Annotated in this window: 16 protein-coding genes; 6 read left to right on the top strand and 10 right to left on the bottom strand. The window is 69.4% G+C overall.

The features are described 5' to 3' along the window. Nucleotides 1–27: 27 nt before the first annotated feature. The 10 genes from ACNJ93_RS20380 to ACNJ93_RS20335 all read right to left on the bottom strand — a co-directional run bounded on the left by ACNJ93_RS20380 (nucleotide 28) and on the right by ACNJ93_RS20335 (nucleotide 9,741). Nucleotides 28–1,131 carry a response regulator gene (locus ACNJ93_RS20380; protein ID WP_418958839.1) on the bottom strand — a complete coding sequence of 368 codons (1,104 nt, stop codon included), beginning with the start codon at nucleotides 1,129–1,131 and terminating at the stop codon, nucleotides 28–30. A 19-nt stretch (nucleotides 1,132–1,150) separates the two neighbouring features. Beyond that, entirely contained in the window at nucleotides 1,151–2,482 is a 1,332-nt protein-coding gene (locus ACNJ93_RS20375) for a sensor histidine kinase (RefSeq protein WP_418958838.1), read from the bottom strand. 44 nt (nucleotides 2,483–2,526) lie between these two features. Continuing rightward, complete coding sequence (locus ACNJ93_RS20370; protein WP_418958837.1) at nucleotides 2,527–3,411, bottom strand: DUF5936 domain-containing protein; 885 nt, start codon at nucleotides 3,409–3,411, stop codon at nucleotides 2,527–2,529. Nucleotides 3,412–3,428: 17 nt separating this feature from the next. Continuing rightward, entirely contained in the window at nucleotides 3,429–4,367 is a 939-nt protein-coding gene (locus ACNJ93_RS20365; protein WP_418958836.1) for a type II secretion system F family protein, read from the bottom strand. Nucleotides 4,368–4,423: 56 nt separating this feature from the next. Continuing rightward, complete coding sequence (locus tag ACNJ93_RS20360; RefSeq protein ID WP_418958835.1) at nucleotides 4,424–5,761, bottom strand: CpaF family protein; 1,338 nt, start codon at nucleotides 5,759–5,761, stop codon at nucleotides 4,424–4,426. A gap of 87 nt (nucleotides 5,762–5,848) precedes the next feature. Further along, nucleotides 5,849–6,211 (bottom strand): TadE/TadG family type IV pilus assembly protein, encoded by a 363-nt coding sequence (locus ACNJ93_RS20355; RefSeq protein WP_418958834.1) that lies wholly within the window; start codon nucleotides 6,209–6,211, stop codon nucleotides 5,849–5,851. Nucleotides 6,212–6,213: 2 nt separating this feature from the next. Further along, nucleotides 6,214–6,627 (bottom strand): TadE/TadG family type IV pilus assembly protein, encoded by a 414-nt coding sequence (locus ACNJ93_RS20350; protein ID WP_418958833.1) that lies wholly within the window; start codon nucleotides 6,625–6,627, stop codon nucleotides 6,214–6,216. Nucleotides 6,628–6,698: 71 nt separating this feature from the next. Continuing rightward, nucleotides 6,699–7,952, bottom strand: a complete 1,254-nt coding sequence (locus ACNJ93_RS20345; RefSeq protein ID WP_418958832.1) for an AAA family ATPase — start codon at nucleotides 7,950–7,952, stop codon at nucleotides 6,699–6,701. A gap of 7 nt (nucleotides 7,953–7,959) precedes the next feature. Continuing rightward, nucleotides 7,960–8,679, bottom strand: a complete 720-nt coding sequence (cpaB, locus tag ACNJ93_RS20340; protein ID WP_418958831.1) for a Flp pilus assembly protein CpaB — start codon at nucleotides 8,677–8,679, stop codon at nucleotides 7,960–7,962. A gap of 207 nt (nucleotides 8,680–8,886) precedes the next feature. Further along, the gene (locus ACNJ93_RS20335; protein WP_418958830.1) at nucleotides 8,887–9,741 is read right to left on the bottom strand and encodes a hypothetical protein; all 855 of its coding nucleotides are present in this window, start codon (nucleotides 9,739–9,741) and stop codon (nucleotides 8,887–8,889) included. Nucleotides 9,742–10,180: 439 nt separating this feature from the next. Here ACNJ93_RS20335 and ACNJ93_RS20330 point away from each other — a divergent pair, with 439 nt between their 5' ends. The 6 genes from ACNJ93_RS20330 (at nucleotide 10,181) to ACNJ93_RS20305 (ending at nucleotide 16,820) form a co-directional block, all read left to right on the top strand. Then, a complete protein-coding gene (locus tag ACNJ93_RS20330; RefSeq protein WP_418958829.1) occupies nucleotides 10,181–11,719 on the top strand; it encodes a hypothetical protein in 1,539 nt (512 codons plus the stop codon). Nucleotides 11,720–11,747: 28 nt separating this feature from the next. After that, nucleotides 11,748–12,317 (top strand): hypothetical protein, encoded by a 570-nt coding sequence (locus ACNJ93_RS20325; RefSeq protein WP_418958828.1) that lies wholly within the window; start codon nucleotides 11,748–11,750, stop codon nucleotides 12,315–12,317. 1 nt (nucleotide 12,318) lies between these two features. Continuing rightward, a complete protein-coding gene (locus tag ACNJ93_RS20320; RefSeq protein ID WP_418958827.1) occupies nucleotides 12,319–12,735 on the top strand; it encodes a DUF3592 domain-containing protein in 417 nt (138 codons plus the stop codon). Between the two features lie 174 nt (nucleotides 12,736–12,909). After that, nucleotides 12,910–13,362 (top strand): hypothetical protein, encoded by a 453-nt coding sequence (locus ACNJ93_RS20315; protein WP_418958826.1) that lies wholly within the window; start codon nucleotides 12,910–12,912, stop codon nucleotides 13,360–13,362. Between the two features lie 192 nt (nucleotides 13,363–13,554). After that, nucleotides 13,555–15,261, top strand: coding sequence for a chitinase (locus ACNJ93_RS20310; protein ID WP_418958825.1), 1,707 nt, complete (start codon nucleotides 13,555–13,557; stop codon nucleotides 15,259–15,261). 224 nt (nucleotides 15,262–15,485) lie between these two features. Further along, entirely contained in the window at nucleotides 15,486–16,820 is a 1,335-nt protein-coding gene (locus ACNJ93_RS20305; protein ID WP_418958824.1) for a M14 family metallopeptidase, read from the top strand. Nucleotides 16,821–16,854 lie beyond the last annotated feature (34 nt).

The following is a 16,854-nucleotide window of genomic DNA, read 5'->3' as shown; positions in this document are numbered from 1 at the left end:
AGGTGGGCCCGGAGGCCCAGAACGCGCTCACGCATGGCGGGACGCACCTCCCCGTGCCACGCCGTGCCAGATGGCGATGGCCTCGCCACGGCTGCCGGCGTTGAGCTTGGCGAAGATGCGGTTGATGTGGTTCTTGACGGTCTTCTGACTGATGAAGCAGGTGGCAGCGATCTGCTGATTCGTCATGCCCGAGGCGATCAGGTCCATCACTTCCACCTCCCTCTGACTCAGTTCGGACAGCAGGGCCCCGCTCACCTGGGGACCCGTTGAAGACTGTCCCATATTCGCTTGCAGAAGCGAAGGGTTTTGCTGCGATTGTTGCGCAGCCGACATCGCCCCAACGCCGCCCACCTGCGGGTTCATTGGTGGCATGGGCTGATGATGCCCGCTTGTGTCGTATGCGGGTGCAGACGGTTGCTGGGGTACGGCCGGCTGGTAGCCGGGGCCCGTGAACGCCGTGCCCAGGCCCTCCGGCAGCCGCTGGCCGCCCTGGGCCGGCACACCGCCCCGCAGCTGCTCGATGAGCGCGGAGGACGCCGAGTGGGTGAAGTGGGCCCGCCCCTGCTTGATGTCGCGGACCGCCGCGACCAACTGGTCCGCGGTGAACTCGCCGTGCACGAGATAGCCGCCCGCGCCCAGGCGCAGCGCCTCGTGCACGATCTCGCTCTCGCGGCTGTAGGTCATCATCAGCACGGGTGCGATCCGCACCAGGTGCGGCAGGGCCGAAATGCCGTCCACTCCTGGCATGCGGACGTCCAGCAGCACCACATCGGGCCTGTGCTGGACCGCCGCCTCGTAGGCCTGACGGCCGTCCGCGCCCTCCGCGACGACCTCGATGTCGTCGCGGCCGGACAGCAGGACGGTCAGTCCCGCCCGTACGACGGGGTTGTCGTCGGCGACGACGACCCGCAGCGGCTGGACAGCGGCGGGAGGGTGCTCCGGCAACGCGGGGAACCCCTCGGAAGCGGCGGGGGTCGGGGGCATGGGCGGAGCGGGGACGGGCGATCCGGACACCGGTGTTCCGGCGGTGTGGCTCGAGCTGAGCGGTGACGGATGCGACGAGGTGTGCTGCGAGACGTGATGCTGCTGGGTCCAGTGCTGCCCAGAGTTGGGGGAAACGTCGTCCGGCATGGTTGCGGCCTCCTCTCTCTCAGAAGGTGGGGGACGTCAGGGAAGGAGTGACAACGTGCTGTGGGGGGAGCAGCCGGGCCCACTCCGGGCCCAGGGCTGCGATCGAGAGTTCCAGTCGTACTTCGGTGCCTTTCGCGGCCCGGCCCTTGCCGATGCGGATGCGCGCCCCGATGGACGCCGCCCGCTCGACCATGCCGACCAGGCCGAAGTGGCCCGCCCGTCTGAGGTCCTCCAACGTCGTTCCGGCGGGCAGGCCGGTGCCGTCGTCGTACACGCTGATCCGCAGGACGTCGCCGACGATGCCGGCGGAGACGTCCACCTGGGTCGGGCGGGCGTGACGGTGGGCGTTCTCCATGGCCTCGCCCGCGATGGTGAGCGCGTGGCGGGCGATGACCTGCGGCATCGGCGGGACCGGGGTCGTGCCGAGCCGGTGGAACGTCGCGCGGAAGCTGTGGCGGCGCGAGAAGTCGGCGGTCCGCGCCTCCAGTTCCGTCAGGACGTCGACGCCGCCGTCGAGGCCCGATTCGCGGCGCAGGTCCGAGAGCAGTTCCCGGGACTCCGCCGCCGCCCGCCGGGCCGAACGGGCGACCAGTTCCGCCTGGTGCTTCACGGTGAGCGGATCCATCCGCTCGACCGTGCTGGCCAGGCCGTCCGCCGCGAGCGCCAGACCGTGCAGGGTCTTCGCGACGGAGTCGTGCATCTCCCGGGCGAGCCGGGCCCGCTCCCCCTCGACCGCCTCGTTGACGGCCAGCCGGGCGCGGGTCTCGGTCAGTGCGGTGGACGCGGCGCCGAAGCGGAGCAGCAGCCCGCGCAGGGTGCTGCCGACGGCACCGGCCATCAGACACAGACCGACGAGCAGCAGCGCGGACATGTCGGCCTCGGCCGGGCTCACGCCGTAGGCCGCACCGAGCAACGCGACCTGGCAGGCCGCGAACACCGCGCCGCCCCGCCAGCTGTAGACCAGGCCGGCGAGGAGCGGGGTACAGATGGTGACGTACGCGAGCGTCGAGTTCGGCGAGGCCGCGAAGAGCAGCAGGGCGCCGAAGACCATGTCCACGGCGAGCAGCCATGGGTGCTTGAGAAGGAAGGGACCGAAGCGCTCCCAGTCCCGCAGCAGGGCGTACGAGCCCATGACCGTGACCAGGACCGCTGCCCCTATGAGCCAGCCGGCCAGGCCGTGCTCCGCCTTGGCGAGGGCGAACGGGGTGGCGAGCGCCGTCATGGCGAGCCGGAAGCCGAAGAGCTGTCGGCAGAGCGCCTGGAGTGCGTTGATCTGGATCGGGATACCGGGCGCCGGCTCGATGGCCGGCTGCGGCAGTCCGCCACTGATGCCGCCGGGCTGGGTCGTCATGTCGTCGTCACCCCCTTCTTGTCGTCGTCGTCTCGTCGCACCGATCAGCCGAACATCGAGCCGAAGTCCACCTCGGACGCGTAGTAGAAGCCCACGCCGATGAGGATCATCGTGGCCGGCAGCATGAAGCTGGTGATGAGGAGCGTGGCCTTCGGGACGGCCTTCGACGCCTTCTGCCGGGCCAGCTGCGCGTCCGTACGACGCATGTCGTTGGCGATCTGGATGAGCGTGTCGACGATCGGGGCGCCGAGTTCCTCACCCTGCTGGAGCGCGGAGACGAACATCGACACCTGCTCGGAGTCGTTGCGCTTCCGCAGTTCCTCGAACGCCTGACGGCGGCCCATGCCCATGTCCATCTGGCGCAGGGTGATCTTGAGTTCGTCCGCCCAGGGGCCCTCGTACTTCTCCGAAACGCGCTCCAGCGCCTGACGGAAGCCGAGACCGGCGGAGACGACGACCGCGAGGACGTCGAGGAAGTCGGGGAGCGTGCGCTCGATGTCGTCCCGCCGCTTCTGCAGGGCGATGCGGAGCAGGAAGTCCACCCAGAACAGGCCGTAGGCAGCGAAAATCACAGCCAGAAACACCTGGCCGTTGATCAGGACCGAGAAGGCCGCGGCGCCGCCGAGGATCGTGTACCCCGCCTTCCGCGCCGCGTACCGGTTGATCGTCATGCCGTTCGGGTTGCCGGCGAGGTCGAGCTTCTTGCGCATCGCGTCGACGCGCTTCTGCCCCATGATCTTGTGCACGCGGTCGACGTGCCGTTCGCCGAGCTTGTCGATGAGCGAGCCGGTCGCCGTCGTACGTGACGATCCCGACTCCAGCGCCGAGACCAGGTCCTTCGGCAGCTTGGCGTCGGCCCGGTACATCCGTATGCCCTGGAAGGCGCCCCAGACGGCGAGGCCTATGACAAGGGAGAGAATCAGATCCATGACAGCGTCCTCGCCCTTCAGGTACGGATCTTGGTGAGTCGGGTGATCAGGAAGAAGCCGGTGGCGTAGAGGCCGGCCGCAACGATCACGGCGATCTTTCCGGTCGTGGCCGCGGTCATGTCGTCGAGCGCGCCGTCGCGCATGCTGTCGATGATCAGCAGGAAGCCCGCGCCGAGCAGCGGCACCATCACGGCCGTCATCTTCACCTGCGACAGCAGCGTGTTGACCTCGCGTCGGGTCTCCTTGCGCTCCTCCAGGGTGTCCGTGAGGTTGCGCAGCGAGGTGACGATGGTGCCGCCCGCGCGGCTGGACAGGATCAGGGTCGTCATCAGGACGGTGAGCTCACGGGACGGGAGTCGCTCGCTGAGTTCGTTCAGCGCGTCCTCCAGCGAGTGGCCGACGGCGAGCTGGTCCGCGACGCGGCGCAGTTCCGAGCGGGCCGGGTCGTCCATCTCCTCGCACGCCATGGCGATGGCCGTACGCAGGGCCAGACCGGCCTGGGTGGCGTTGGCGAGCAGTCGGGTCAGCTCGGGGAGCTGGTTGATGAACGCCTCGGTCCGCTTGTTGATCTGCATGTTGAGGAAGGCGTTGCCGCCCCACACGCCGATCGCGGCGGCCAGCAGGCCGAAGAAGGAGGCGAAGATCGAGGAGACGATGAAGTACACGACGACGAGCACGGCCACCACGTAGACGACGTACTCGCCCGGCGTGATCTCCAGACCCGTCGCCGCGAGCTTGCGCTCGATGTGGTTGCCGAGCCGGGTGCCGCGGAGCTTGCGGTCCACCTTGCCGAACCGGCGGCGCCGGCCCACGCCCTCGTACTGTCCCGTCTGGGACATCCGCCGGTAGAGCTCCTCCTGGTGGGCCTTGCCCGACGAGAAGGTGTGCACGCCTATCACCACGAGCACACACGCGGCGAGCGTGACTCCGATCGTCAGAAGCGGGAGTTTGTCCATGTCGGGCGGGAACCTTCGGGTGAGCGGCGGATGGGGGACGTGTGGGGCCGTCGGGGCTAGGCCGACTTGCGCATCATCAGCTGGTCCTCGGACTGGGCGACGCCGAACGCGGCGGGAATCGGCTCGCCCCGCATGTACAGGCGCTCGGCGATGCGCCGGGGCATCGGGTAGTACTCCCAGTTGCCGTAGATGCGGCCGTCGGCGGCCATGGGCTGGGCGTGGTACTTGCAGACCGAGACGATCCGGTAGTCCTCGCGGCCGTGCGAGTCGACGATGGCGATCTCGGTGATGCGACGGGAACCGTCGGTGTGACGGGTCAGCTGGACGATGACGTCGAGGGCGCTGTTGATCTGGTCCTTGATCGCCACGAAGGGGATCTCGACCTCGGACATGGACGCCAGGGTCTGGAGTCGCATGAGCGCGTCCTCGGCGTTGTTCGCGTGGACGGTGGCGAGCGAGCCGTCGTGACCGGTCGACATCGCCTGGAGCATGTCGAGCGTCTCACCGCCACGGACCTCACCGACGATGATGCGGTCGGGGCGCATACGCAGGGAGTTCTTGACCAGATCGCGAATGGTGATCTGGCCCTTGCCCTCGACGTTCGGCGGGCGGGACTCCAGGGTGATGACGTGCGTCTGCTGGAGCCGGAGCTCGGCGGAGTCCTCGATGGTGACGATGCGCTCGCCCTCCGGGATGAGGCCCGAGAGCGCGTTGAGCAGCGTGGTCTTTCCGGTACCGGTGGCGCCGGACACGATCACGTTGAACTTGGCCCGCACCAGACCCGACAGCAGCACCATCATGTGCTCGTCCAGCGAACCGAGGCCGATCATCTCCGCGAGCGTGTACGCGCGGGGGAAGCGGCGGATGGTGAGGATCGGGCCGGTCAGGGACAGCGGCGGGATGATGACGTTGACACGCTCACCGGAGGGCAGACGGGCGTCGACCATCGGGTTCGCCTCGTCGACACGGCGGTTGACGGTCGACACGATGCGCTCGATCGTCTGCATCAGCTGCTCGGACGACGAGAAGCGCATCGGCAGCAGTTCGAGCCGGCCGCCGCGCTCGACGAAGACCTGGTCGGGTCCGTTGACCATGATCTCGGAGACGGACGCGTCCTCGAGCAGCGGCTCCAGGATGCCGAGGCCGAGGGCCTCGTCGACGACGCGCCGGATGAGCTGGGAGCGCTCGTTGGTGGAGAGGACGGGGCCCTCGCGGCTGATGATGTGGCCGAGGACCCGCTCCAGGCGGGCCCTGCGCTCGGCCGCCGCCAGCGAGGACATCTCCGCGAGGTCGATCTCCTGGAGGAGTTTGGCGCGGTAGACACCGACGAGGAGGTCCCCCTCGTTCTGGCCGCTGTTCGGCTCAGGGCTGTTGATGCGTGCCCTCAAGCTCATGTCGTCAACTCCTGGGTGCTGCTGTGCTGCTGGTGGGTGCTGCTGGTGGCTTGCTCGGTCGTGCGCGGTTCCGTCGTGCGGCGCCGGTCAGTCCCTCGGCATCGTGGCGCTCTTCTCCGCCTCGCCGAAGCTGATGCCGGGGACGACGGAGGGCACCTTGACCCGGACGGTCACGGTGACCTCGTCGCCCCAGCCGCTCTTGGTGATCCGGGCGCCGGGCTCGAGGAAGTCGGAGAGCGACTCCCGCGCGGCCCGCTCGTACCAGACGTCGTTGCGCTGGTCGGTGTCCACGCGGGCCGCCGCACGCGCGGCGGTGCCGGCCTGCTGCGCCGCGAAGACGCCGAGGCCGAGCTGGATGACGAGGAGACCGACGAGGAGCAGGAGCGGCGTCCAGCTGACCAGCTCCATGGCAGCCTGGCCCCGGTCGCGCTGTCGTGCACGGAGCTTCATCGTCAGTTCTCCTTCGCTGCGACGGAGTCGCCCCGGACGTCGATACCGATCCTCGGGCCGCCGGGGAAGAGGAGCGGGATCTCCAGTTCAACCTCGGCCTTGACCAGGTCGCCTTCCCGCCAGCAGTCGATGTCCGCCCCGCGCCACTGCTCCGGGAGGTCGTCCCTGCCGGCCTCCTCGCAGGCGCGCTCGCGGCCGCCGGGCAGCCAGATGCGCTCGGTCACCGCCCCCGCCCGCACCCCCTTGTCCGCCGCGTTCCCCGCCAGCGAGTACGTGTAGCCGATCAGCGCGCACTGCCACAGCACGACGAGCACCATCAGCATCAGCGGAAACGTGCCGGCGAACTCGACCGAGGTCTGGCCCCGGTCGTCAGCCGAGCGGGACGGTGCTTCCGCCCGTATCTCTGGTGAACTCATGATTCAACGTTCCCCCTTGACTCCTGATGACGACGTGAAACGACGTGCGACGACGTCTGACGACGAGTGTCCTACGAGCGCTTGCGCAGTCCGAACGAGCCGCGGTCGCTGCCCCGGGCACGTCCGGCCGGCTTCTCCGGCTGGTCCTCGCGCCGTACGAGTTCCAGCTCGCCCGCCAGGGCCCACACCGCCTGCTTGACCACGGCCCGCGCCTCAAGGTCCTGCATCCGGCCCGCGTCCACGGACGCCTGCAGTTCCTTGAAGTTGGACGGGATCGCGACGCCGGCCACCTTCGTCCCGGTGATCTTCTGGACGAGCGGCGGCTGGATCTCGGTGTTGCGGATGTAGCGGTTGACGACCGTGACGGTCTCCTCCGCCTTGCGGATCTGCAGGCGGGTCCACAGACCCACCATCCGCTTGGCGGCGCGCACGGTGATCACGTCGGGCGTGGTCACCAGGACGGCCCGGTCGGCCATCTCGATGGCGGCGGCGTTCGCACTGTTCAGCACGGTGCCGCAGTCGATGACGACGGTCTCGTACTTGGTGCGCAGGGCGCTGATGACCTGGCGCACCGCGCGGTCGTTGACCTCCTCGGCCCGCTCGCCGTCGGCCGGGGCCAGCAGCAGCGCGACCTTGCCCGCCTTGTCGCCCGAGTAGACGACGTCCTGGAGGACGCGCGGGGTGATGTCCTGGATGGACGCCAGGTCGACGATGGAACGGCGGTGCTGGACGTCCACGTACGAGGCCACGTCGCCGGCCTGGAGGTCCAGGTCGACCAGCACCGTGCTCATGCCCGACGCCTGCGCGGCCAGCGCCAGCTGCACGGCGATGAGCGTCGTGCCGACGCCGCCCTTCGCGCCGCTGACGGTGACGACCTTGCCGCCGGGGCCGCTGAAGACGTCGGCGCCCTGGCCCAGGTGGCGGCGGACGCCGACGGACCAGGCCGCCGCCGCCTGGACGCGCTGCGCCAGTTCCTCGTACGAGAGCGGGAGCCCGACCAGGCCGCGGGCGCCGGAGTCCATCGCCGCGGAGTAGAGGCCGGGGCTGGCGTCGGCGGTGACGAGGATGACGCCGACCGCCGGGAATCGCAGGGCGACCTCACGGATCAGCTCCAGCGCGGGAACGGGACCGATCCGCTCGTGCACCAGGACGACCTCGGGCAGCTCGTCGAGCGACTCGCCGGCCAGCTGCGAGAGCAGGTCGATGAGCGAGGTCGAGTCACCGACCGGCTGGGCCGGCTCCGCGTCGGGGAGCTGGCTCAGCAGGCTGGTGATGGATCGGGCCGCGTCGGCGTCACCGACGGCGGGGAGGATGCGTGTGGTCATCCGGTTGTCACCTGCTCGTGTCTTCCTGCAGCGTGTACCGGTCGTCGCCGGGCCGCAGAGTGGTGGGGCTGCCCTTGGCAACGAGGGCAAGACGGAGGTTCACGGCGAACGACTCCGCGAAGGCGACTCGCTGGGCGTCCTGGGTCTTCAGGGCGAACGTGATCGGCACGGCCTCGGACCCGCCGGAGTTGCGGTCGTCCTTCTTGGGCTCCAGCGCGGTCAGCCGGCCGACGTCGAGGACCTTGGCGTTGGCGACGATGATGCGGGACTCGGCCGGCTTGTTGTCGCCGAGGGCCTCGTCGTTGAACGTGGCGAAGATGTTGACCAGCGAGCCCGGGGTGATCTTGCCCGCCACGCCGGTCGCCGCGTCGATCATGATCGCGATCTCCTGCTGGTCGTTCTCCAGCGCGGGACGCTTGACGATCATGTCCTCCTGGAGGAGGGAGCCGCGCCGGAGCTGGGTCACCGCCGTCTTCTGGTCGATGATGCTGATGTCCGTCACGGCGTTCGGCGAGAGCCACCGCTTGGGCATGCTCACCTTCTCGAACTGGGCGGGGCTGAGCTTGGTGTACGGGGCTATGTCCGTCTTCAGCCGGTACGCCGTGACCTCGGGCCCCACCTTCGAATTCACGTCGCTGATCACCGACAGGACACCGGCGAAGGCGGCGAAGGCGCACAGCACGGAGAGGAGCAGAAGAACGACGCCGCGGCGTTGGCGTGAATTCATGGGCGGGACAACCTCATTGGGAGACGGTTACGGGCAGGCGGACGGGCTGCGATGCAGGGTCTGTGCGTGGTCGCGGTGCTGTGCAGCAGTGCTTCGAGCGGTCGATCCGTACGGGGTGGGGGGCGGAACGCGTCGCGTCCGGAGTGCTTCGGGGCGTGCCTGCGGCGGGCTCGCGGGGACGGCGCCACCGGCACTCCTCGATGCCCCCTAAGCGTTCAGGACACCATGAGCGTGGGTTTGGTTCTCGGGAGTTCCCAGCGGGGCCGCGCAGAACCCGCAGCGGTCGCCGATGAGTTCCAGGCCGCACCAGGTGCAGATCTCCCGCCGGACGGAGGAGACCAGCTGGTAGATGATCGAGATGTTCGGCAGGAACGCGGCGAACTCCACCAGCTTCGACGTCCCCCACCAGCCGGCGGACTCGGCCGGCAGCGCCGCCTCCTGCACCCCCTGCACCTGCCAGGCCGGCGCCAGCGTACCGGTGACCCAGTCCGACTGGAGCTGGCCCTTGGCGACGACGAGCTGGGTGGCGAACTCGGGCCCGGTCAGGTCCCCGCTGCCGACCTTGACCAGCTGCGGGGTCGGGTTGGCCAGGACCGCGAACTGGGAGCCGGGGACCCACGACTTGGCGTGCGTCTTGAGGCTGACGGGTACGCGGTCGAGGCGGGTGACCGAGTTCAGCAGTGCACCCGCGTAGATGTAGTGGGAGAGCAGGCGGGCCGCCGAGGCCACCACGCCCGCGCTGAAGTCGCAGATGGACAGCTGGCGCAGCTGGCGCACCAGGACGGCGACGCCCAGCGGCGGCAGGTCCAGCTTCAGCAGGGCGATGCGGTCGCTCTCCAGCACCGCCCGGATGGTGTGCAGGCGTCGCTCGTGGGCCGCCGGGATGGAAGCCGGGTACACCGCGACGACGTAGCCGTGCTGCTCGACCAGGACCTGCATGTCGGCCAGGGCGGCCTCCAGCGGCTGCGCGTCAGGGTGCTGCAGTAGCGCGGCGGTCGGCGTTTGATGATCTTGTGGTGGCAGCACCAGCTCCGTACTGGTGACGGCAATGGCGGTCGGCACGCTGATTCCCCGTTCAGCTCCGGTCCACCGGGGATCCGGCGGCCGCAGTTCGCTCATACTCTCCGTGCTCAGGTATCAGCACTTTATCCACCTCCTACGACACAGAGAACACCTATCAGGTTCCGAGCGGGCAACCATCACAAGGCCTCTACGGGTCAATTCGGGCATAACGTCCGCTAGTTAACTGTTCTACCAACTTTTCCTCGCACGACCGGGGCGGGCCCAACCCCCACGCTGGGCCCGCAATGGGGCCCCAGGGCCCACGCGTACGGCCCGGGTTGATCCGTACTCTCGGCTTCCGTTCGGAGAAATCTCGAGGAGGCCGCAGCCGTGCGGCGAAGTTCGGAGGGGGCGCGGTATGCGACGAAGGGGCCGAATACCGGCCGAGTCCAGAATGTGGCGCGACACACATATGCCGCGCGACACATGGGGCCGTGCGATGCGTGATCTCGGCCCCGACGGCTCCCTGCGCGACGACCGCGGCGCCGGCGCGCTGGACTATGTCGGCGCGACCGTCGTCGCCGTCGCCATCGTCGCCGCGCTGCTGGGCACTAGCGTCGACTCCCGGCTCGCCGACAAGTTCCGCTGCCTGCTGTCGTTCAGCGGCGGCACCTGTGCGACGGGCAACGGCGACCCCACCGCGGCGCCCAAGACCGACGCCGACTACGAGCCCCCGCTCTGCCAGATCTCGGCGATCAGCGACAAGGCCGGCTCCAAGGCCAAGTTCCTGTTCTGGGAGTTCGGCAAGGAGTACGGCTTCCAGGAGCAGCACTTCCAGTCGAAGACCGACCTCAACAAGGACGGCAAGGTCGACGACAAGGACAAGATGGTCATGATGACCTTCACCGACGCCGCGTCGATCGCCGCCAAGAAGGAGTTCAAGCCGGGCCTCAAGGTCGGCAAGCTCGGCTCCGACACGCTGGAGCTCGGCGCGGGCGTCAAGGTCACCAACGGCGACACCTGGGTCTTCGAGAGCGAGGAAGAGGCCAAGCGCTTCCGCGACGACATCGAGAAGCTGCAGATGTACGAGATGCGGCGCACGATGCCCGGCGGCGCCGAGGCCAGCGTGGGCGACAGCATCCTGTACCTCTTCGGCACCGGCCCCCTCAAGGAGGAGGAGGAGACCCGGGAGCGGATCGAGCGCGACCTCGGCAAGAACCGGAACATCACGTACGGCAAGCTCGGCCTCGAGGGCTCCGCCTCCGGCGGTCTCAAGCTGTCGGCCGGCGACGACAAGAAGCTGAGCGCGACGCTCGGCGGCAACGTCAAGCTCGCGCCCGAGGTCACCTGGACCGACAACAACTACAAGGGCACGAAGGCCTACACGTACTCCATGGCCATCGAGTACGGCACCAAGGTCGGGTACGAGGCCGGGCCGCTGAACGGCGAGCACAGCGCCCAGACCACCCAGACCGGCACCATCACGGTCACCAAGGACAAGAAGACCGGCGAGATCGTCCGGATCGACATGACGCGCACCGTCGAGAAGAACGCGACCAAGGACGGCGTCAAGGGCAAGGGCGACAACGGCAAGGACGGCGACGACAAGAAGACCGGCAGCGGCGGCATCAAGGGCTCCGACGCGGAGACCGGTATCGACGTCGTCACGAACTCCATCGTGATTCCCAAGGGGGACCAGGGCGCCGCCGACCGCAAGATCGTCGAGGACTGGCTCGCCGGCAACAACGAGATGGGCACGGCCTGGGGCTACATGTTCGACGACCAGGCGCCCACCAAGCGCCCCGGCGACGACGACCCGTTCGGTCAGCTCATGTTCGACAAGGGAATGTCGAGCAAGACGAAGTACACCGGAAAGACCGACGCCGCGGAATACGGCTTCGATCTGAATCTCGGACTCAGCCTCGGATTCTCGATCTCGACGGAGCGCAAGGAAGAAACGCTCAACGACGCCGAATTCCTGGGCGCCCCCCAGGGAGGATCGCGGTCCTATGTCCCGTACAGCTACTGTGCGAACTGATCCGGACAAAGGGAGCAGGAGTACGGTCATGAAGATCTTCCAGCGCGCGGCGGCCCTGGGGGTGGGCGCGGTCCTCGCCCTCGCCCTCACGGGCTGCGGCGGAGGCGACGAGCCCGAGAAGACCGCGGCGGTGCCGCAGGGCTGGTCCGAGCTGACGACGAAGGGCGTCGACGTCGCGTACCCGCCGGCCTTCACCCCGCAGAGCGACGCGGAGCGCAGCAAGTACAACGCCGCCGCGGCGAGCCTGACGGAGGGCGACCGGACGGTGGGCATCATCACCGTCCAGCTGAACTTCACCACGGCCCGCGACGCGGAGCAGGCGGCCATCGCCGCCGAGGCGGGCGTGCAGCTCGGCTCGAAGGTCGAGGGCACGAAGAAGATCGAGCTCGCCGGCGCGGACGACGCGCGGCGGATCGACTTCGAGTTCGTCTCCGGCGGCGACAAGGGCCAGCCCGTCAAGGGCGCCAAGATCCACGGCACGATCGTCACGGGCCTGGACTCGAAGGACAAAACCTTCGCCGTCCGCATCGATGCCCAGGAGGGCAAGCTCTCCGACGGCGACCTGGCGAAGATCATCGAATCGATCGAGGTCCACTGACATGGACGTCCCCGGCGGCAACGTGCTGTTCTTCGGCTTCATGGCCGTGCTGTTCGGTGTGTTCGCGGCGTCGTACGGACGCCGGCTGTTCACCGTGCTGCGCACCCTGCGCCGGGGCGTCCGTACCAGCGGCACGTGCAGCCGGGTCGAGTACCCGGACCGGAACTCCGACGCGAAGGACCACTACTTCGTGTTCCGCACGGCGGACGGCCGCGAGGTCGAGTTCAAGGACCTCGCCGGCTGGTCGATGAGCAAGGGCGCCCCGGTCACGGTCGCGTACGACCCGGCCGACCCGGAGCGCACCGCGACCATCGCCGGCCGGGACAACTGGGCCCCGATCCGGCTGGGCCTGGTCGTGGTGACGGGGTGCGGGCTGGCCGGCCTGCTGTTCCTGGTCCTGCTGTTCCACGAGCTCTGAGCACACCCCGCACCACCCCGGTACCTCCGCGCACCACCCCGGTACCTCCTCGCACGACCCCGCACCACCCCGCACCACTCCGTACCACCGGCCGCGGCGGACCCCACGCCGCCGGGGCCGGGTCCCCTGCCCCCTACTCCCCCGTTCCCCCCACTCGGATCCCAGGGACTTCCCATGTCGTACTACCGCAACTACGGCTCGCCGGCCCCGGCCGACACCGGGCGGCCGATCTTCGCCCTGCTGAAGTCATGGGCGGCCGGCCTGGTCGTGCTGCTGCTGACCTCGTACCTGCAGACCGCCTACTTCTACGGCGCCTTCGCCACGCCCGAGCGCCTCGAGTCGTTCGTGAACGTGCTGTGGCTGGTGCACCTGCCGAACGCGGTCTGCGTCGCGCTCTCCGTCTGGGTCTCGGCCCGCGTCCACGCGGAGCCGCACCGGGAGTCGGCCGTCCAGCACATGAGCGCGGCGTTCGCGGTGCCGGTCGCGGCGCAGCTGGTGGCCTTCGCGCTGAGCGCGGGGCTGCCGTGGCGGAACCTCGGTGTGCTGAGCGTCCTCATGTCCCTCGCGGTCCTGGTCGTCGGCTGTGTCGCGGGGTACGCGGCGGAGCGGCTGCGCGAGCAGGACTGACGCCGGACCGCACACCTCGTCCACGCCGGAGGGCCCCCGCAGCCGCGGGGGCCTTCGGCGTTCCCGGGGCCCGGCGGGAGCCCACCCCGGCGTACGCCGTCCCGCCAGAGGTCTTGACAACTCAATTGGTCTGGACCAGATTTCAGCAGCGGTGGCCACCCACACCCCCGACTCCCCCACTGGAGGCAGCAAGTGGACCGCACCACACGCGCTCGCGGGCGCCGCCTGCTCGGCGCCTCGCTGGCGCTCGCCGTCGGGTCCGGACTGGTCCTGATCGGCACCGCCGGCACCGCGCAGGCCGCCGATGTGAACGTCGCCAAGAACGCCGGCTTCGAGTCCGGCCTGACCAACTGGAGCTGCTCCGCCGGCTCCGGCGCCGTCGTCTCCTCGCCCGTCCGCACCGGGGCCGGGGCGCTGAAGGCCACCCCGGCCGGCCTCGACCACGCCAAGTGCGTGCAGACCGTGGCCGTGAAGCCGAACTCCACGTACAAGCTGAGCGCCTGGGTGCAGGGCGGGTACGCGTACCTCGGCGCGTCCGGCACCGGCACCACCGACGTCTCCACCTGGACGCCCGACTCGCCGTCCTGGAAGCAGCTGACCACGACCTTCACCACCGGCTCGGCCACCACGTCCGTGCAGGTGTACACCCACGGCTGGTACGGCACCGCCGCCTACCACGTCGACGACGTGAGCGTCTTCGGCCCCGACGGAGGCGGCGGCACCGACCCCGACCCGGTCGTCCCGGCCACCCCGGCCGGCCTCGCGGCGGGCACCCCGACCTCGTCCTCCGTCCCGCTGACCTGGAACGCCGTCTCCGGCGCGACGGGCTACAAGGTGTACCGCGACGGCGCGCTCGCCCAGACCGTCTCCGGCACCTCGGCGACCGTGACCGGGCTCGCGGCGGACACCGCGTACCAGTTCCAGGTCGCCGCGACGAACGCGGCGGGCGAGTCGGCGAAGTCGGCGGCTGTCACCGCCCGTACGGCCAGGACCGGCACGCCCGGCCCGGGGCCTGCCGTGCCGAAGCACGCGGTGACGGGGTACTGGCAGAACTTCGACAACGGCGCGACGGTGCAGAAGCTGCGCGACGTGTCCGCCCAGTACGACATCATCGCCGTCTCGTTCGCGGACTCCACGGCCACGCCCGGCCGGATCGTCTTCAACCTCGACCCGGCCGTGGGCTATGCCTCCGTCGCCGACTTCAAGGCCGACATCGCGGCCAAGAAGGCCGCCGGCAAGTCGGTGATCATCTCGGTCGGCGGGGAGAAGGGCAACGTCACGATCAACAGCGACGCCTCCGCGACCGCCTTCGCCGACAGCGCGTACGCGCTGATGCAGGAGTACGGCTTCAACGGGATCGACATCGACCTGGAGCACGGGATCAACTCCACGTACCTGACGAAGGCGCTGCGGCAGCTGTCCGCCAAGGCGGGCCCGTCGATGGTCCTGACGATGGCCCCGCAGACCATCGACATGCAGAGCACCGGCACCGAGTACTTCAAGACGGCGCTGGCGGTGAAGGACATCCTCACCGTGGTCAACATGCAGTACTACAACAGCGGTTCGATGCTGGGCTGCGACGGCAAGGTGTACAGCCAGGGCTCGGTGGACTTCCTCACCGCGCTGGCCTGCATCCAGCTCCAGGGCGGGCTCGACGCCTCGCAGGTCGGCCTGGGCGTGCCCGCCTCGACGCGGGGCGCGGGCAGCGGGTACGTCGACCCGCAGATCGTGAAGAACGCGCTGGACTGCCTGGCCCGGGGCACGAACTGCGGCAGCTTCAAGCCCTCGCGGACGTACCCGGACCTGCGCGGCGCCATGACCTGGTCGACGAACTGGGACGCCACGGCGGGCAACGCCTGGTCCAACGCGGTGGGCCCGCACGTCCACAACCTGCCGTGACGCGGGGGGCGTGCGACCCGGTCGCCGCGCCCTCCCGCACCCCGCACACCACCCCTTCCGACCGCAGCGCCGCCGCTCCCCCGGCGGCGCTGCGGTGTTCACTCCCGTTGTCGTCCGCTCCAGTTGTCCGAACCGCATCTTGACCGGGCCATGTCATGGACGGACGATGGGCCGGATCCGCACAGCTTGTCGCACACCCCCACACTCCCCACCCAGGAGACAGCATGCGACTTCGAACCCGCGGCAGAAGGACCGCCACCCTCGCGGTCCTGGTGGCGCTCGCGCTCGCCGCACCCCTCTCGTCGGGCGCCCACCAGGCCGGCGCCGACGCGAAGCCGACCGCCGCCGCCGAAGAGGTCATCCGGCAGTACGAGATCCACGGCCCCTCCACCGCCGAGGAACGCACCGCGCTCGCCGCGACCGGCGTCTCGATCGACGAGGCCGACGACCACTCGGTCGTCGTCAGCGCCAACCAGGCCCAGCTGCGCAAACTGCGCGCGCTCGGCCACAAGCCGCACGCACTGCCGGCCCCGCCGGACCGCTCGATCGCCGGCCAGGCCGTCGAGCCGTTCGACTTCCCCTCCGCGGACGCGAAGTACCACAACTACGCGGAGATGAACGCGGAGATCAACCAGCGCCTCGCCGCCTACCCGAACATCATGAACAAGCGGGTGATCGGCAAGACGTACCAGGGCCGGGACATCGTCGCCATCAAGATCAGCGACAACGTGGGCACGGACGAGGCCGAGCCCGAGGTCCTGTTCACCCACCACCAGCACGCCCGCGAGCACCTCACCGTCGAGATGGCGCTCTACCTGCTGCGCGAACTCGGCGCGGGCTACGGCACCGACTCCCGGATCACCAACGTGGTCAACAGCCGCGAGATCTGGATCGTGCCCGACCTCAACCCGGACGGCGGCGAGTACGACATCGCCTCCGGCTCGTACCGCAGCTGGCGCAAGAACCGGCAGCCCAACGCCGGCTCCTCGTACGTCGGCACGGACATGAACCGCAACTGGAACTTCAAGTGGGGCTGCTGCGGCGGCTCCTCCGGTTCCTTCAGCTCGGAGACCTACCGCGGCTCGGCCCCCGAGTCCGCCCCCGAGGTGAAGGTCGTCGCCGACTTCGTCCGCTCCCGGGTGGTCGGCGGCAAGCAGCAGATCACCGCCGGGATCGACTTCCACACGTACAGCGAGCTGGTCCTCTGGCCGTTCGGCTACACCAAGTCCGACACGGCCCCGGGCATGACCCAGGACGACCGCGACGCCTTCGCGGCCGTCGGCCGCAAGATGGCCGCCAGCAACGGGTACACCCCCGAGCAGTCCAGCGACCTGTACATCACCGACGGCTCGATCGACGACTGGCTGTGGGGCGCCCAGCGCATCTTCGGCTACACCTTCGAGATGTACCCGGCCTCGTCCTGGAACGGCGGCTTCTACCCGCCTGACGAGGTCATCGAGCGCGAGACCAGCCGCAACCGCGACGCCGTCCTCCAGCTCCTGGAGAACGCCGACTGCATGTACCGCTCCATCGGCAAGGCCGCGCAGTACTGCTCCTGACGCGCACGGGGCGCCCCGGCAGGCCCGGGGCGCC

It is taken from the genome of Streptomyces tritici, from assembly GCF_048500665.1.
In the GTDB taxonomy this organism is placed as follows: Bacteria; Actinomycetota; Actinomycetes; order Streptomycetales; family Streptomycetaceae; genus Streptomyces; species Streptomyces tritici.
Note: the sequence above shows the minus strand (reverse complement) of the source record. Positions and strands in the feature narration are given on the sequence as shown.

Excerpts from the sequence above, each read along its gene's own strand:
- cpaB (WP_418958831.1), bottom strand. The coding sequence starts at position 8,679 with ATGAATTCACGCCAACGCCGCGGCGTCGTTCTTCTGCTCCTCTCCGTG.
- ACNJ93_RS20355 (WP_418958834.1), bottom strand. The coding sequence starts at position 6,211 with ATGAAGCTCCGTGCACGACAGCGCGACCGGGGCCAGGCTGCCATGGAG.
- ACNJ93_RS20305 (WP_418958824.1), top strand. The coding sequence starts at position 15,486 with ATGCGACTTCGAACCCGCGGCAGAAGGACCGCCACCCTCGCGGTCCTG.
- ACNJ93_RS20320 (WP_418958827.1), top strand. The coding sequence starts at position 12,319 with ATGGACGTCCCCGGCGGCAACGTGCTGTTCTTCGGCTTCATGGCCGTG.
- ACNJ93_RS20315 (WP_418958826.1), top strand. The coding sequence starts at position 12,910 with ATGTCGTACTACCGCAACTACGGCTCGCCGGCCCCGGCCGACACCGGG.
- ACNJ93_RS20380 (WP_418958839.1), bottom strand. The coding sequence starts at position 1,131 with ATGCCGGACGACGTTTCCCCCAACTCTGGGCAGCACTGGACCCAGCAG.
- ACNJ93_RS20360 (WP_418958835.1), bottom strand. The coding sequence starts at position 5,761 with ATGAGCTTGAGGGCACGCATCAACAGCCCTGAGCCGAACAGCGGCCAG.
- ACNJ93_RS20370 (WP_418958837.1), bottom strand. The coding sequence starts at position 3,411 with ATGGATCTGATTCTCTCCCTTGTCATAGGCCTCGCCGTCTGGGGCGCC.
- ACNJ93_RS20345 (WP_418958832.1), bottom strand. The coding sequence starts at position 7,952 with ATGACCACACGCATCCTCCCCGCCGTCGGTGACGCCGACGCGGCCCGA.
- ACNJ93_RS20350 (WP_418958833.1), bottom strand. The coding sequence starts at position 6,627 with ATGAGTTCACCAGAGATACGGGCGGAAGCACCGTCCCGCTCGGCTGAC.
- ACNJ93_RS20365 (WP_418958836.1), bottom strand. The coding sequence starts at position 4,367 with ATGGACAAACTCCCGCTTCTGACGATCGGAGTCACGCTCGCCGCGTGT.
- ACNJ93_RS20325 (WP_418958828.1), top strand. The coding sequence starts at position 11,748 with ATGAAGATCTTCCAGCGCGCGGCGGCCCTGGGGGTGGGCGCGGTCCTC.
- ACNJ93_RS20375 (WP_418958838.1), bottom strand. The coding sequence starts at position 2,482 with ATGACGACCCAGCCCGGCGGCATCAGTGGCGGACTGCCGCAGCCGGCC.
- ACNJ93_RS20330 (WP_418958829.1), top strand. The coding sequence starts at position 10,181 with ATGCGTGATCTCGGCCCCGACGGCTCCCTGCGCGACGACCGCGGCGCC.